The 15,088-nt window shown below is 63.8% G+C and carries 11 protein-coding genes and 1 pseudogene; 5 read left to right on the top strand and 7 right to left on the bottom strand.

The window, feature by feature from the left end; genetic code table 11:
* Positions 1 to 45: 45 nt before the first annotated feature.
* Together waaA and PSOLE_RS20260 are read right to left on the bottom strand one after the other, a co-directional pair.
* Positions 46 to 1,311, bottom strand: a complete 1,266-nt coding sequence (waaA, locus tag PSOLE_RS20255) for a lipid IV(A) 3-deoxy-D-manno-octulosonic acid transferase (RefSeq protein WP_074855090.1) — start codon at positions 1,309 to 1,311, stop codon at positions 46 to 48.
* Positions 1,312 to 1,543: 232 nt separating this feature from the next.
* Positions 1,544 to 2,431: a LysR family transcriptional regulator gene (locus PSOLE_RS20260; RefSeq protein ID WP_074855089.1), complete on the bottom strand. Its 888-nt coding sequence runs from the start codon at positions 2,429 to 2,431 to the stop codon at positions 1,544 to 1,546.
* 89 nt (positions 2,432 to 2,520) lie between these two features.
* Here PSOLE_RS20260 and PSOLE_RS20265 point away from each other — a divergent pair, with 89 nt between their 5' ends.
* From PSOLE_RS20265 to PSOLE_RS20280, 4 genes are all read left to right on the top strand, one after another.
* Positions 2,521 to 2,853 (top strand): DMT family transporter, encoded by a 333-nt coding sequence (locus PSOLE_RS20265; RefSeq protein ID WP_003459155.1) that lies wholly within the window; start codon positions 2,521 to 2,523, stop codon positions 2,851 to 2,853.
* A gap of 96 nt (positions 2,854 to 2,949) precedes the next feature.
* The gene (locus PSOLE_RS20270) at positions 2,950 to 4,125 is read left to right on the top strand and encodes an NAD(P)/FAD-dependent oxidoreductase (RefSeq protein ID WP_074855088.1); all 1,176 of its coding nucleotides are present in this window, start codon (positions 2,950 to 2,952) and stop codon (positions 4,123 to 4,125) included.
* Complete coding sequence (locus tag PSOLE_RS20275; RefSeq protein ID WP_074855087.1) at positions 4,122 to 4,931, top strand: aldo/keto reductase; 810 nt, start codon at positions 4,122 to 4,124, stop codon at positions 4,929 to 4,931. Before PSOLE_RS20270 ends, PSOLE_RS20275 begins: the two co-directional genes overlap by 4 nt.
* 144 nt (positions 4,932 to 5,075) lie before the next feature.
* Positions 5,076 to 5,984: a hypothetical protein gene (locus PSOLE_RS20280; protein WP_003459158.1), complete on the top strand. Its 909-nt coding sequence runs from the start codon at positions 5,076 to 5,078 to the stop codon at positions 5,982 to 5,984.
* A 65-nt stretch (positions 5,985 to 6,049) separates the two neighbouring features.
* Here PSOLE_RS20280 and PSOLE_RS20285 read toward each other — a convergent pair whose 3' ends face one another.
* A complete protein-coding gene (locus PSOLE_RS20285; protein WP_074855086.1) occupies positions 6,050 to 7,582 on the bottom strand; it encodes an AhpA/YtjB family protein in 1,533 nt (510 codons plus the stop codon).
* 174 nt (positions 7,583 to 7,756) lie between these two features.
* Between PSOLE_RS20285 and serB the strand changes: the two genes are divergently transcribed.
* Positions 7,757 to 8,971 carry a phosphoserine phosphatase SerB gene (serB, locus tag PSOLE_RS20290; protein ID WP_074855085.1) on the top strand — a complete coding sequence of 405 codons (1,215 nt, stop codon included), beginning with the start codon at positions 7,757 to 7,759 and terminating at the stop codon, positions 8,969 to 8,971.
* 226 nt (positions 8,972 to 9,197) lie between these two features.
* Here serB and PSOLE_RS20295 read toward each other — a convergent pair whose 3' ends face one another.
* From PSOLE_RS20295 to PSOLE_RS20310, 4 genes and pseudogenes are all read right to left on the bottom strand, one after another.
* Positions 9,198 to 11,267, bottom strand: a complete 2,070-nt coding sequence (locus PSOLE_RS20295) for an EAL domain-containing response regulator (RefSeq protein WP_074855084.1) — start codon at positions 11,265 to 11,267, stop codon at positions 9,198 to 9,200.
* A 62-nt stretch (positions 11,268 to 11,329) separates the two neighbouring features.
* Positions 11,330 to 13,132 (bottom strand): annotated as a pseudogene (locus tag PSOLE_RS20300) (molecular chaperone).
* 167 nt (positions 13,133 to 13,299) lie between these two features.
* Positions 13,300 to 14,160, bottom strand: a complete 861-nt coding sequence (asd, locus tag PSOLE_RS20305; RefSeq protein WP_074855083.1) for an archaetidylserine decarboxylase — start codon at positions 14,158 to 14,160, stop codon at positions 13,300 to 13,302.
* 70 nt (positions 14,161 to 14,230) lie between these two features.
* Positions 14,231 to 15,046, bottom strand: coding sequence for a rhodanese-like domain-containing protein (locus tag PSOLE_RS20310; RefSeq protein ID WP_003459169.1), 816 nt, complete (start codon positions 15,044 to 15,046; stop codon positions 14,231 to 14,233).
* Positions 15,047 to 15,088: the final 42 nt, after the last annotated feature.

Genomic DNA, 15,088 nt, shown 5'->3' on the forward strand with positions numbered 1-15,088 from the left:
CTACCCGCCCTGACGATTGCCAGGCGTAGCCCGGATTACATCCGGCTACAGAAGACGCTGCAAGCCCTCCAGCAATCGCTGCAGCGCGCCCTGGTTGGCCTTGAGCACGCTCAGGCCGGCCTGGCTCATGCGCTGCATCTCGCTCGGTTCGTTCAGCAGCGCCACAACCTTGTCCGCCAACTGTCCGGCGTTTTCCACTTCGTTCAGGGCGCCGGCTTCGCGCAACTGCGCGGCGATTTCCAGGAAGTTGAACAGGTGCGGGCCGCTCAGCACCGGCTTGCCCAGTGCTGCCGGCTCCAGCAGATTATGGCCGCCGTTGGCCACCAGGCTGCCGCCGACGAAGGCGATATCCGCCAGCGCGTAGAGAAACAGCAGCTCACCCATGGTGTCGCCCAGCAGCACCTGGTCGCTGGCTTGCACGGCTTCAGCCGTGGAGCGGCGGCGAGTGGTCAGCCTTTCACTGATGCACAGCTCATGGACCGAGTTGAAGCGTTCGGGGTGACGTGGCACCAGAATCAGCAGTGCATCCGGCTGCGTCTTCAGCAACTGGCGATGTGCGGCGAGGACGATTTCGTCTTCGCCCGAGTGGGTGCTGGCAGCGATCCACACCGGTCGTTGCTCGGCCTGCCACTGGCGGCGCAGCTCGATGGCGCGTTGCAGCAGTTCGGCATCTATCTTCAGATCGAACTTGATCGAGCCGGTCACTTCCACGCACTCGGGGCGTGCGCCCAAGGTCAGAAAACGCTGTGCCTCGGTCTGGGTCTGCACGGCGATCAGCGACAGTTCGGCAAGCATCGGTGCGGTGAGTTTGCCAAAGCGCGCATAGCCGCGTGCCGAGCGCTCGGAAAGGCGCGCATTGGCCAGGGCCACCGGGATACCGCGCTTGGCGCATTGGTGGATGTGGTTCGGCCACAGCTCGGTTTCCATCACCACGGCCAGGCGCGGCTTTACGCGATTGATAAAACGCGCAGCGGCCCAAGGCAGGTCGTAAGGCAGGTAGCAGTGCTGCACGCTGTCGCCGAACAGTGCCTGGATGCGCTCGGAGCCAGTCGGCGTCATGCAGGTGACGGTGATCGGCAACTCGGGATAGTGCGCCTGCAGCGCGCGGATCATCGGCGCGGCGGCGATGCTCTCACCGACCGAGACCGCGTGCACCCAGATGCCGCCGGGTTTCATCGACGGCAGGCCAAGGGAGAAGCGTTCATTGATACGCCGGGCGTAAGTCGGCGCCTTGCGTGCGCGCAGGGCCAGACGCAGGGCAATCAGGGGCAGGGCGAGATGCAGCAGCAGGGTGTAGAGGAGTCTGTTCATGGGGGCGCAGCTTAGCAGGCTGTTGAAAAACTATCTGCGTTGCCACTGCTGCGTTAACAACAGCCTCGTGCGCGAGTCCGATCAAAATGCTCATTTACAGCTCGTAAAGTCGAGCGCGACTCCGACCGTTTTTCGCCTGTTTTTGTGGGGCCGCCATCGGTATTGCATTGGCTGCCTCGCCTACGTTTTTCAACGGCCTGCTAGCGCCGCCCGCAATCCTCTGGAAGCACGATCACGCCTGCTGGCGCAGCAGTTCACGCGCCAGGCAGTCGGCCAGCCAGTTGGCAGCGGGGCCGAGCGCGCCGTCGCGACGGCAGACCAGCTCCACCACCAGCGGCAGCGGTGCCCAGTCGCTGCGCAGTTCCTGCAGGTGGCCCTGGTAGGTCGGGTACTGCGCCACATGGCGCGGCAGCCAGGCCCAGCCAACGCCGCGTATCACCAGCTCGGCCATGACGTAGAAGCTGTCGGCGCGCCATACCAGCGGACTGATCTGCTCACCGCCGGGGTAGTGGCTGTCCTGCGGCGTCATCAGCAGTTGGCGGTGCTCGGCCAGGTCGCGACGTTCCACGCTATCGAGTTCGGCCAGCGGGTGTTGCGGGCTGCACACCGTGACCATCTCTATGGTGCCCAGGCGCTGGCTTTCCAGTTCCCTGGGCATCTGTTCGTGATGAAACAGCAGGCCCAGGTCGGCCTGGCGCTGGAGCAGCTTGCGCGCCACATCACCCTGCGCGCCGCTGGAGAGCTGAACCTCCAGCAGGGGGAAGGCTTCGGCCAGTGCTTCCAGGCTGGCCAGCACTGGCTGATAGGGCATGGCCTCATCCTGCGCCAGGCGCAGGCGTGCCTCCTCGCCGCGTGCCAGGCCCAGTGCACGACCATCCAGGCGCTCGCACTGCTGCAACACGCTGCGGGCCTGCTCCAGCAGCGCCGCGCCTGCCTCGGTCAGCTGTGGCTGGCGACCGCTGTTGCGTTCGAAGAGGGTGACGCCGAGATCGCTTTCGAGCAGGGCGATGGCGGTGCTGACCGCCGATTGCGCGCGTCCGGTCTGCCGAGCTGCAGCGGAAAAGGATCGGCTCTCGGCGCTACGGACGAACAGTTGCAGTTGATCGAGATTCCAGTTCATGGCTGACCTATCAAAAATGCAGATAGGTAATGACTTTATCCCATCATGGAAGAACTTAGAATTGCGCTCATCTTTCAGGAGTCGCCATCATGCCCGGATATCTCTATCTCGCCATTGCCATCGCCGCCGAAGTGGTCGCCACCACCTCGATGAAAGCTATCGACGGCTTCAACAAACCCTTGCCGCTGTTGCTGGTGGTGGGCGGCTACGGCATCGCCTTCTGGATGCTGACGCTGGTGGTGCGCACCATTCCTGTGGGCGTTGCCTACGCCATCTGGGCGGGTCTGGGCATCGTCCTGGTGAGCATCGCGGCGATGTTCATCTATCAGCAGAAACTCGATTTGCCGGCCGTGCTTGGCATGGGCCTGATCGTCAGTGGCGTGGTGGTGATCCAGTTGTTTTCCAGTTCCACCGGCCATTGAAGCGGGGCGTCAGGGTTACGTTTGCGTCCTGAAGCTTGCCGCGTGTAGCGGCCCCGAGGGTTATACTGCGCGCCTGTTTTTCTGCGAGGCGCGTTCATGTCCCAAGCTCTCAGCACCGATGTCCTGATCGTCGGCGGCGGTATTGCCGGCCTCTGGCTCAATGCGCGCCTGCGTCAGCAGGGCTTCGCCACCGTTCTGGTGGAGCGCGGCAGCCTGGGCGGTGGGCAGAGCCTGAAGTCACAGGGCATCATCCATGGCGGCGCCAAATACGCCCTGCATGGCGCGCTGACCGGTGCCTCCGAGGCCATAGCCGACATGCCGCGCCGCTGGCGCGAGGCGCTGGCCGGAAACGGCGAGCTGGATCTGTCCGGCGTACGCATTCTCTCCGACGCGCATTACCTGTGGTCCCCTGGCACCCTGGCCGGTAACCTCACCAGCTTCTTCGCCAGCAAGGCGGTGCGTGGCCGCGTCGATCAGGTCAAGGGCGAGCAATTGCCGCCTGCACTGCAGCATCCGAAATTCAAGGGCAAGGTCTATCGCCTGGCCGAGCTGGTGCTCGATGTACCGAGCCTGATCGCACGCCTGACTGAGCTCGCCGGTGATAGCCTGCTGGCTGCCGAGCGTATCGAACCGCTGCAGGAAAACGGTGAGTTGTGCGGGTTGATCGTCGACGGTCGTGAGATTCGTGCGCAGCGCGTGGTGCTTAGTGCTGGGGCCGGCAATGCCGAGTTGCTCGCCGCGCTGGGCATCGAGCAGCCCGCGCAGCAGTTGCGCCCGCTGCATATGGTGTTGGCCAAGGGCCCGGCACTGAAGCCGCTGTACGCGCACTGTCTCGGCGGTGGGCCGAAGCCGCGGGTCACCGTCACCGCCCATCCGGCCGCCGATGGCCAATGGGTCTGGTACCTCGGCGGCGATCTGGCCGAAGCCGATGGCGTCGCCCGCGACGAGGCGGCGCAGATTGAGGCCGCGAAAAAGGAGATGGCTTCGCTGCTGCCCTGGGTCGACCAGAGTCAGACGCGCTGGGCCACATTGCGCGTCGATCGCGCCGAACCCGCGCAGTCGGGTCTGGTGCGCCCTGATAACGCGTTTTTGGCCGAGCAACAGCGTCTGCTGGTGGGCTGGCCGACCAAACTGGCGCTGGCGCCGGACTTCGCCGACCGCGTACTGGCCACGCTGCAGCGCGATAATCTGCAGCCGGCCGCTGATATGTCATTGCCCGAATTGCCGCGCCCAGCCCTGGGGCAACCGGTGTGGGACGCGTTACTGCCATGAGTACATTGCACGAGCTGTATCGTCCGCTGGGCTCCACCGGCTTGCGGGTTTCGCCGCTGGGCCTGGGTACGGTCAAGCTGGGGCGCGACCAGGGCGTCAAGTACCCCAACGGCTTCACCATTCCCGACGATGCACAGGCACTGGCCTTGTTGCAGCAGGCGCGCGAGCTGGGTATCAACCTGATCGATACCGCGCCGGCCTACGGTATCAGCGAGCAACGCCTTGGCCCGCTGTTGCGTGGCCAGCGTGATGAGTGGGTGATCGTCAGCAAGAGCGGCGAAGAATTCGAGCAGGGGCAGTCGCATTTCGACTTCTCGCCGGCGCATACGCGGCTGTCCGTCGAGCGCAGTCTCAGGCGCCTGGAGACCGATCGTATCGATCTGCTGCTGGTGCACTCCGACGGCAACGATCTGGCAGTGCTGCGCGAGACAGGGGTGTACGAGACGCTGGCCGAGCTCAAGCGTGAGGGCAAGATCCTCGGCTATGGTATTTCCGGTAAGACCGTCGAGGGTGGGCTGCTGGCGCTGGAACAAGGCGACTGCGCCATGGTCACCTATAACTTGAGTGAGCAGGGCGAGAAGCCGGTATTGGACTACGCTGCCAGTCATGCCAAGGGCATCCTGATCAAGAAGGCGCTGGCCAGCGGGCATGCCTGCCTGGCCGAGGGTGTCGACCCGGTGCGCGCCAGCTTCGAGCTGATCTTCGCGCATCCGGGCGTCAGCAGCGCCATCGTCGGCACCATCACGCCCGCGCACCTGGTGGCCAATGTCGCGACTGTGGCGGCGGTTTTACAGGGCATCCGCTGAGTCCCCGGTCACGTCCTCTTACAGCCTTGGGTTGTGCTGGGCGGTCGGCTTGGGGCAGCCTTGAGCGGTTTTCGCTTCAACCTGACCCTCGCGTGAACGCTGGCTGCCGAGCCGCCTCACGCCCAGCCGGAACAAGGAGTCGAGATGCCGCGTACGCTGATCCGCAAGGACCCGAGTAACTTCAAGACCCTGCCGCTGTTCGTCGAAGCCGGCCCTGATGGGCTGAGCTACCAGAGCCTCGGGCAGCCGCTGAATTTCCAGCAGATGCTCGAACGCCGCCGTCCGGTCGAGGTGGCGGACAGCTCGCGGTTTTCCGTCGAGCTGGCCAACCTCGGCGTCTCGGTGCGTCTGACCCTGCGCCTGCATGGCCGTGATTACTGGTTGCTGGTGCGCCAGCGCCGCCCGGATCGCGGTGACACAGTCCTCAAGCTGATTTCCGGCTACGTGCCGGCGCATGAGCTGAATCTGCCGCTGCTTACCGCGGTTCAGGAAGTAGCCGAGGAATGCCTGCTGGAGTGTGCCGATGGCTGGCTGGGCGGGCGTTTCTCCGATACCTGGTTGCCCACGCCCTATCAGGGCGCGCTGCGTTATCGCGAGTCGAGTCACTTTCGCCTCAGCCCGCTGTCCGGCGCTGCGCGGCCCGTGCAGTGCGGCAACCTGACCTTGCTCGAGCGCCCGCGCGCCTATGTGCATCTGCCTACGGCATCCTTGCAGCTGGTCTACGACCTGAGCCTGGAGCTGCCGCGAGATGCCCGTCAGCTGAGTCTGTTCCACGTCGATGAATGTTTGGAAGACGGCCGCCTGGTGGCGCGTCTGGAGCGTCGCCGGCCGGACATCTATCTGCTGGCATTGCAGCGCGGCGTGCCCAGCGGTGGGCTGTTCACCTTGCGCAAGGGCGAGTTGCTGCCTGCCAGCACCCGAGGGGTGTGGCTGTCGGAGAGCTTTGCCGAACAGGATGGCTGGCTGGTACGTGACGAGCGGATTCGCTGGAAGGACTGGCTGCAGCGCTACGGTGTGAAACCCCCGCAGCGGCGAGCATTGGCCAGCGCGTAGGGCGGGTGTAACCCGCCGTTGGCCGTCTGGCGGGTTGCACCCGCCCTACATGGGCTGCGCCGCTTTCACACTCGGCTGTCGCGCATGCGCGTCAGTTGCCGCTCCAGTAGTGCCGGATAAGGATCGAGCAGGCGCTCCACGCAACTGGCACCTTCCGGGCTGGCAATCGGGCGAATGCGCGCACGCTGGCGAGCCAGGGCATCCTGCGCGACGCGTTGCTCGACCAGCAGCAGGTTGCGACTGTGTTGCGACAAGGCCAGGGCGTCCAGGGCGCTGTCGCTGAGCAGCAGGTCGGCTTGGCCCAGCTCTTCCAGATCACTGCCCAGGGTCAGCCCCAGTTGCAGTTGCAGGGTGATGCCGCTGTCGGCGACCTCGATCTGCAGGGCGTGGCCCAGAGCGCGCATCAGCTCGCCACAGCAGATCGCGTGGGTCAGGTAATCCTCGCCGCACTCGCGCTCGTGGAACAGCATCAGGCTGCTGCCGTCCTTGAGGGTATGAAGTTGTCCCTGATAGAGCGCAGCAGCCTGTTCCAGGCAACCCCGATAACGATCCAGCAGGTCCAGCAGGCGCGTACGCGGCAGGCGACGCAGCTGCTCCTGAGCACCGAGTTGAATGGCTAGTACGGCGCTAGCTTGCGATGGGCGCGGAGCCTTGGCGACCGGCGCAGGCGCCTCGGACTCGTCACGCAGGTCGGCAAAGGGATCATCCGGCTCTATCGTGTCAGGCCAGGGCTTGAGCGGCTCGTCATCGCCATACTTATCGCTGATGTCCGCTGCATTGAGGGCAGCATGTTCGGCCGGGATCTTCTCCTGCTTGTCGAAGCGCTCGTCGTCTTCTTCGTGCAGATAGTCCTCGCTGTCATCAAGCAGCTGTTCGTCATCCAGTTCCGGCTCGGGCTCCGGTTTTTCCGGTACCAGGCGCGCCTGTAGCTGGCGCGCCAGGTCACCGATCTCGTCGTTGCGTCCGGCGCCCGGTGCAGGGTCGTCCGGGTCGCGCAGCCATAGGCGCATCTGCAGCAGTGGCGTGGAAATATGCCGGCCGAGGCGCATGCTCAGCGACAGGGCCAGTGCCAGCAGGATCAGGCTGAGAATGCCCATACTCTGCAGGCTGATGGTCATCGGCTGCTGGAACTGGCTCATGTCCAGGCTGATGCGCAACTGCCCGGCCATCACTTCCTGGAAGGTGATGGAGGTGGAGTACAAACCTTCGGTTTCACCCAGCACGCTGCGTGTCGGGCGCGCGCCGGCTTCGGCGAGGATGCGACTGTCCACGCTGTAGATGGCCGCATGGGCCACCAGCGGGTTCTTCGCCAGGTTGTTCAGCAGTACGTTGAGGCTGAGGATGTCGTTGGACACCAGCAGTTCGGTGGCCGAGGCCGCCGTCTGGGTAATCAGCGCCTGACCCAGTGCATCGGCCTGCTGCTGCATGGCCTGCTTGAACTGCATGCCCATGACCCAGGCATAGATGACCATCGCCAAGGCCACCAGCAGCAGGCTGTGGCTGGCGATACGCAGCACCAGAGGCACCCGCCGCTGACGCAGCGCGTGGAAGATCAGGATGAAGAAGTTATCGGGTTTGACGGGCGCGGGCCGGTTCACAGAGCACGGCTCTTGTCGACTGAAGTTGCCGCGCAGTATAGCGAGCGGCCTGGGGCGGGCAAAGCGCATGGCTGCCCGGATTGGCGGGAAACTGGGTAGAATGTGCGCCTTTTCGTCGGTCAGTGGCCAACTCGCCGCTTGCCTGCCTCAATCGTTTGCCTTGGAGGGTGCGTCTTGCGCGAAATCGTCCTGATCAATATCACCGGCGAAGATCGCCCCGGACTTACCGCAGCCATCACCGGCGTGCTGGCTCAGGGCGGGGTGAACATCCTCGATATCGGCCAGGCGGTAATCCACGACACCCTGTCGTTCGGCATCCTCATCGAGATTCCTGACAACGGCCGCTCCCAGTCGGTGCTCAAGGATCTGCTGTTCACCGCCTACGAGCTCGATCAGCAGGTACGTTTCACCCCGGTCTCCGAAGACGACTACCGCCAGTGGGTCGGTGGCCAGGGCAAGGCGCGCCATATCGTGACGCTGTTGACGCGTAAGGTCAGCGCCGAGCAGTTGCAACGCGTCAGCGCGATCACCGCCAAGTACGGTCTGAACATCGACCATATCGACCGCCTTTCCGGGCGCATGCCGCTGGATATGCCGGCTGAGCAGGGCAAGGGCTGCATCGAGTTTTCCGTGCGCGGCGAGCCGGCCGACCCGGCGGCGTTGCGCGCCGAATTCCTCAGCGTGGCGCAGGAGCTCAACGTCGATATCGCCTTCCAGCGTGACTCGGTGTTCCGCCGTAACCGCCGCCTGGCGGTGTTCGACATGGATTCGACGCTGATCGAGGCCGAGGTGATCGACGAGCTGGCCAAGGCTGCCGGTGTTGGCGAGCAGGTGGCCGAGATCACCGAGCGCGCCATGCGTGGCGAGCTGGATTTCCGCGCCAGCTTCAAGGAGCGTCTGGGCTTGCTGCAGGGCCTGTCGGAAGACGTGCTGGAAGAGATCGGCGCGTCCCTGCGTCTGACCGAAGGTGCCGAGGTGCTGTTCGCCGAGCTCAAGCGCCTGGGTTACAAGACCGCGATCCTTTCTGGTGGCTTCACCTACTTCGCCAGGCAGTTGCAGGCCAAGCTGGGCATCGACTACGTGTTTGCCAACGAACTGCAGATCGAGAACGGCAAGGTCACCGGCGTGGCCGTCGAGCCCATCGTCGACGCGCAGCGCAAGGCCGATTTGCTGCGTGAGCTGGCGCAGAAGGAAGGTTTGCAGCTGGAACAGACCATCGCCGTCGGCGATGGTGCCAACGACCTGCCGATGCTCGGTCTGGCCGGTCTCGGTGTTGCCTTCCGGGCCAAGCCGCTGGTTAAGCAATCGGCCAAGCAGGCGATCTCCACCCTGGGGCTGGATGGCATTCTTTATCTGCTGGGTTTTCGCGACCGTGAGGGGCAGGAATAAGCACCGGCGTCGTCTCGGATATAAAAAGCCACCTGTTCAGGTTAATGCCAGTCAGTTAAGCGTCGACGCAGCCAATGGGTAGGAGCGGCGCCCCGCCGCGAACCAGGGTGACGCGCCATCGAAAAACTTCGCCCCGAGGCGGGGCTCCTACGAAAAGCCGCTTTGGCCACGGCCACCTTATCTGATCGGCATTAACCTGTTCAGGTGGCTTCTTCGTCGGCAGGACTTATTCGTCGCCGGCCGAGAAGTCGTAGTCCATCGACTGACTCGGGCCTTGCAGGTAGTAGCCCTGAATGAAGTTGACCCCGGCCTGCCACAGCGTAGCCAGCACGCTGGCGCTCTCGACGAAGGGTACGATAGTCAGTTTTGCCTGGGCATGCAGGCTGCTGAGCAGCGTCTTCAGCGCTTCCTGGTTGTCGGCGTTGCTCAGGTCCTGGGAGAACGAACCGTCGACTTTGACGAAGTCCACCTGCAGGTGCTTGAGTGTGTTGAACGGGTTCAGTGCGCAGCCGAACTGGCTCAGGGCGATTTTGCAGTGCAGTTCGGCAAGGCCCTGGGTCAGGGTTTTGGCCTGCTTCAGGTAGGCGATGGCGTCCGGTTCGCTGAACTGGAACACCAGCGAGTCCGACGGCAGGCGAGCGGCCTTGAGTGCCACGCTGAGCCAGGGCAGCAGCGTTTGATCCTGCAGGCTGGCGCTGGACAGGTGCACGAACAGACGGGTGTTATGGCCTTTGGAGCGGTGGTCGGCCAGCAGCTTGATCGAGTTGAGGATCACCCAGCGGTCGATCTTCTCGCCCAGGCCCGCGTCCTTGGCCGCGGCGAGGAACTGCGCCGGCGGCACTTCTTCACCCTGTGGGTTGAGCAGGCGCAGCAGCACTTCGTAATGTTCGTGGGCGTCGCCACGCAGGCTAATGATCGGCTGGAACAGCAGCCGGAAGCTGTTGTTCTCCAGTGCTTGCTGCACCATCGCCAGCAGGTTGCCGCGGTTGGCGGCTGCGGCCAGCTCATCGGCCGGGTTGAACACTTTGATGGCATTGCCGTCATTGAGCTCGTCGGCGCAGCGGTGCGCGCGATCGAGGACTTCCTGCGCCTTGGCGGTTTTCTCGCTGAGGCCGGCTACGCCAATCGACAGGGTGGTCTGCGCGGTGCGGCCGCTGACATCGAACAGGTGGGCTTCGACCTTCTTCAGCAGGGTCGCCAGGCTGGCTTGGCACTGCTCGGGCGTCTGGCCCGGGAGCAGGGCGGTGAACACGTCGTCACCGAAACGGGCCAGTTGGGTATCCGCCGGGAAATGTTCGCGCAGCAGGCCGGCCAGGTCGGTCAGCAGCAGGTCGATGCCGGCCAGGCCGATCTCGCCCTGCATGCTGGCATAGCGGTCGACACGGATGTACGCCAGGGTCGAGGGCTGACCGGTGTTGACGGCGCGCTCGGCGGCGTTGTCCATCAGCTCGAGGAAGTGATTGCGGTTGAACAGGCCGGTGACCAGATCCTGGCTGCTGATCTCGCGTAGTTTTTCTTCCAGTTCGGCATTGGAGGTTTTTGCGCGGATCACCACCTGAATGCACGGTTCGCCATCATAGGTGGCGGGGGAGAAGGTCATTTGCACGGCGAAGCTGCTGCCATCGGCGCGTACGCCCTGGCAATTGAGCTCGGCATTGCCTTCGGCGCTCTGGTAGTTCTTCAGGAAATCCTTGAACGCAGCGTGATCGGCACTGGCGATCAGGTCGATCATCGGCATGCCTTCCAGCTCGTCACCATCCTCGTAGCTGAACAGCTCGAGATAGGCACGGTTGGCGTAGATGTGCATGCCCTCGTGGACGTAGGTGATGGCGTCCACCGAGCTTTCCAACAGCAGTTGGCAGCGCTTCTCCGCTTCACGCAGTGCCACTTCCGCAGCACGGCGGGCGCGACGCTCTTCAAGGTTGGCCAGCTCGCGCTTGGCCACCAGCACCAGGCGTTCGTCCTCGCCTTGCGGTAGGGCGTCCTGTGCACCGAACAGCAGGGCTTGGGTGATCATCTCTGAGTCGTTGTCCTCGACCAGCTGGATGACAGGGATGTCCTTGGCCTGGCGGCGGATGGCGGTTATCGCCTCGCTGGGTTCGAGGTGCTCGCTACTGGGGGCGCAGATGAGCAAGTCCCAGGTCTGTTGCAGGCTTTCAGCAAGGTCATCGCTGGAGGTCAGGCGATGCACGCGCGTGGCGTGCCCGGCGTTGCGGAACAGACTGACCAGGCGCTCTGCTTCGTTCTGCGAGTCTTCGAGAATCAGCAGGCGGATGGTTTTTTTTTCGATGGCCATAGGGGGGTTAATACCGCGCCGAACGGACGCGAAAAGGCGACAAATGGTGAGTTCGCCGGAGCCTACAGCGACTTCCAGAGTGAGTCAAAATCTTCCTCCCCCGTAGGCTTCTGGCTTTGCGAGGCTGTGACCGGTGTCCCGGCTGAGGCTTCTTCCACGCCCACTCGGTGATACTCGAACTGGCTGAAGCTGCCGGTGCTGACTTGCTTGCGCGTCAGTACCGCTCGGTGCTCTTCGCCGTGGTCGTTGATCAGTACCTTGCTGCCTTCCTGGAAGGGCAGGCGCGGCGTGATCAGGCTGGCGGGACGAGAAATGGCGCTGATTTCCGGTAGCAGCAGGGCGCGCAGGTACTGGCTGTTCTGCTCGGCCTTGCGTAGCAGTTTCAGGCCGCAGGGGCGTGCGTGCGGCGCGATCAGCTCGATACCCATCTGCGTGCCGCCGCCGCGCACCTGGCGAATCCAGCGCACGACGGCCACGCTCCAGCCCTGGCTGGGGTTGTCTTGTACGCCCAGCAGTTCACCGGCCTGCAGTTGGCTGGGGACGTCCTTGGGCCAGGACAGGCAATAGCCACCTGGGCTGTGATTGACGATGGGCAGGGGGAAGGTCGGGTAACTCTCGCCATTGTTCTCAGGCTGCGCCTGTTCATCGGGGGTTACCTTGGTGTACTGAATCTCTTCGAAGTGGATTTCGTCAGCCGCATTGCGCTGGGCATCGAAGGCGTTAGACCAGACATCAGGCTCGCCCGTGGCAGGCTTGAATACCGCAGCGCCCAGCTCGACCGGACGTTTGAGCACTTCTGCGAACGAGCGGCATCCGGAGAGGAAGAAATGCAGCGCGGTCATGCCGATGCACAGGGTCAGGCTGCCTTGCCCCGGCGTGCGCTGGAAGGTGCGCTCGGCGATATCGCCCCAGGCCGCGGCAACGTGCTGCAGCAGATCGAGGGTGATGCCTTCCGGAATCATCAGGCGCGATTTGCTGCGCTCTTCTTCCGGGAGTTCCAGGTATTCCTTGATGGCATCGACCAGCGGTTGCGTGTCGATGCCCAGCAGGTTGTGCAATTCGCTGCTCTGATACAAGGACTTGTAGCGTGGCGGGCCGTCGATCTGCGGCGCCAGTACGAACAGGCTGTCGGCATGGTCGCCTGGCTGCAGCTTGACCTGCGCGCTCCAGGGCTCCAGCGCTTCTGCCAGGCGGGCGATGCCGTTCTGGCGCATCTGGTTGGTGCGCGCGCAGCCGAGCAGCAGTGCGGTCACGTAGGTCTGCTCGGTGCTCATGCCCGGAGTATGGCGTGCCAGCGGGTCACGAATGACCTGGCGCTGCAGGCGCTGCTCGCAGGCAATCTGATAGAGCTGGTGCAGCTCCAGTCAGAGCCCTTCCGGAACCGGGCAGTAAAGCTGACTGGCACGAATCAGCGCCTTGCAGAGGCTGTGGCTGGCGCGCTGCAGGGCGACGGCGAGCAGCTGGTCGCGATCCTTGCCGCTGCGGGCGATCACGCGGGAAATGATCAGCTTGTAGCCGACGGCCAGGTGGTTCTGCAGCGCCTGGCACAGGTTGGCCACCTTGCGCGGGCGCTCGTCGAGAACGATGGCCTGGTTGAGAAAGTGACGCTCCAGGTGTTGGCAGACGAAGCTGACTTCCGGGCGCAGCAATTCGAGCAACTGCAGGCGATTTTCCGAAGGGGTGAGGAATTGATTGAGTTCCACCAGGCTCTGATACAACTGACGTGCAGTTTCACCGATGTTCGCCTTGGGCAGGCCTGCGATCCAGCGTTTCAGATCACGGGGGCTGCCGTCGCAGAAACTGAGGCTCTGCTTGCTCGGCGTGGGAACGCGCAACAGTTGAAGGTGGGTACTCTGTCTATCCATCAAACTCGGATACTCCGGCCACGCAATACCAAGCGGCTCTAATAATAGTCTTGCGAACTCTAACAGTATCTGCCTGTGCTGGCAGCCCATCCGCGCGGACGGCCTGCCTCGCCAGAGTACGGATCTATGACCGAACGGTCGAGATGCGGGTTCCTTTTCTCAACGGCTCAGTCCTGAGCCGTGCCCATCAGTTGGCCCATGCGCACCGCGCTGCCAGCGCCCAGCTCTTGCGCCCATTGCACCTGATTCGGGCCGAACAGGACGATGGCAGTGGAGCCCAGTTTGAAGCGGCCCATTTCTGCGCCCTTGGCCAGTTCGATCGGCCCGCGTGCTTGCGCGTCATAGCGTGTGCTCTTCAGCTCGCGCTTGGGGGGCGTGACCAGGCCGGCCCATACGGTTTCCACGCTGGCCACGATCATCGCGCCCACCAGTACCACGGCCATCGGCCCGCGCTCGGTGTCGAACAGGCAGACCACGCGCTCGTTGCGGGCGAACAGTTCCGGCACGTTTTCTGCGGTGGTCTGGTTGACCGAGAACAGGCGGCCTGGCACATAGACCATCTCTTTCAGCGTGCCGCCCAACGGCATATGGACGCGGTGATAATCCTTCGGCGAGAGGTACACGGTGGCGAACTGGCCACCCATGAATGGCGCTGCACGCTCGGCGTCGCCACCGAGGAGTTCGACAGCGCTGAAACTGTGGCCCTTGGCCTGGAAGATGCGGCCGTGCTCGATGGCGCCGAGTTGGCTGATCGCCCCGTCGGCCGGGCTGAGAATCGCGCCGGGAGTTTCATCCAGCGGGCGCGCGCCGTCTTTCAGGGCGCGGGTGAAGAACGCGTTGAAATGCTCGTAAGCACGCAGGTCCTCGACTTGCGCTTCGCTCATGTTGACCTGGTACTGCTTGGCGAACCACGAGATCAGCGGATTCTTCAGCCAGGCGATACGGCATTCGGCAACGCAGCCGATCAGGCGCGACAGCAGGTGATGAGGCAGCAGGTACTGGCTGAGGATAAAAAGACGTTGTTTCATCGTGTTTCCTTGAAGGTTCTGAACCGACACTGGCGTGGCCAGGCCGGGTGCAACTGAATGGTCGACGGACTCAGCGTTCGATGGGCGTGTCGGGCAGGTTGCCCCACTCGGACCAGGAGCCGGCATAGGCCTTCACGCGTGGATAGCCGAGTGCCTTGGCCACCACGTAGCTGAAGCCGGAGCGACGGTGTGTCTGGCAGTGAGTGATCACTTCCTTGTCGGGCGTGATGCCCAGGCCTTGTAGGACTTCGGCGATATCCGTGCGAATGCGCATACCGCGTTGCGGGTCCATGCCGGCGGTCCACTCGAAATGGGTGGCGCCGGGGATATGCCCGCCACGCGCTGAACTCAGTTTTTCGCCGCGATATTCGTCTGCGCCGCGCACGTCCCAGATGGCCAGATCGGCGGCATCCAGGCGCGATTGCAGGTACTCGCGGGTGGCGGTGGGGGCATCGCTCAGCGTCAGTGATACCTCGGTGCGGGTCACTGCGGGCTCCTCCTGGCTCAGCTCGAGGCCATCGCTGATCCAGGCCTGCAGACCGCCGTTGAGGAAGTGGTAACGCTGATGGTCGATCACGTCGAGCAGCCAGATGAAACGACCGGCCCAGGGACCGCCCTCATCGTCGTAGACCACATAAACGGCATTCGCGTGATGGCCGATATCGGCGAACAGCGCTTCGAGCTGCGCTCGCTCGGGTAGCAGGCCGGGGGCGGGCAGCAGGCCCAGTTGCGTGCGCTTGGCATCCACCCAGCGCGCGCCCGGTATGTGGCCGGCGGCGTAGCGCGCTGCGCTGCTCAGATCGAGCAGGATCAGGTCGGCTGCATCCAGGCGTTCGGCCAGTTGGGCAGGCTCGATCACCAGTGGCAAGTTGTCGAAGGCGGACATGACGGCCTCCTTGAATGAAAAGAGGTCGATTGTAGCGGAAAC

Origin of the sequence: Pseudomonas oleovorans subsp. oleovorans (assembly GCF_002197815.1) — a bacterium.
Taxonomy (GTDB): domain Bacteria; phylum Pseudomonadota; class Gammaproteobacteria; order Pseudomonadales; family Pseudomonadaceae; genus Aquipseudomonas; species Aquipseudomonas oleovorans.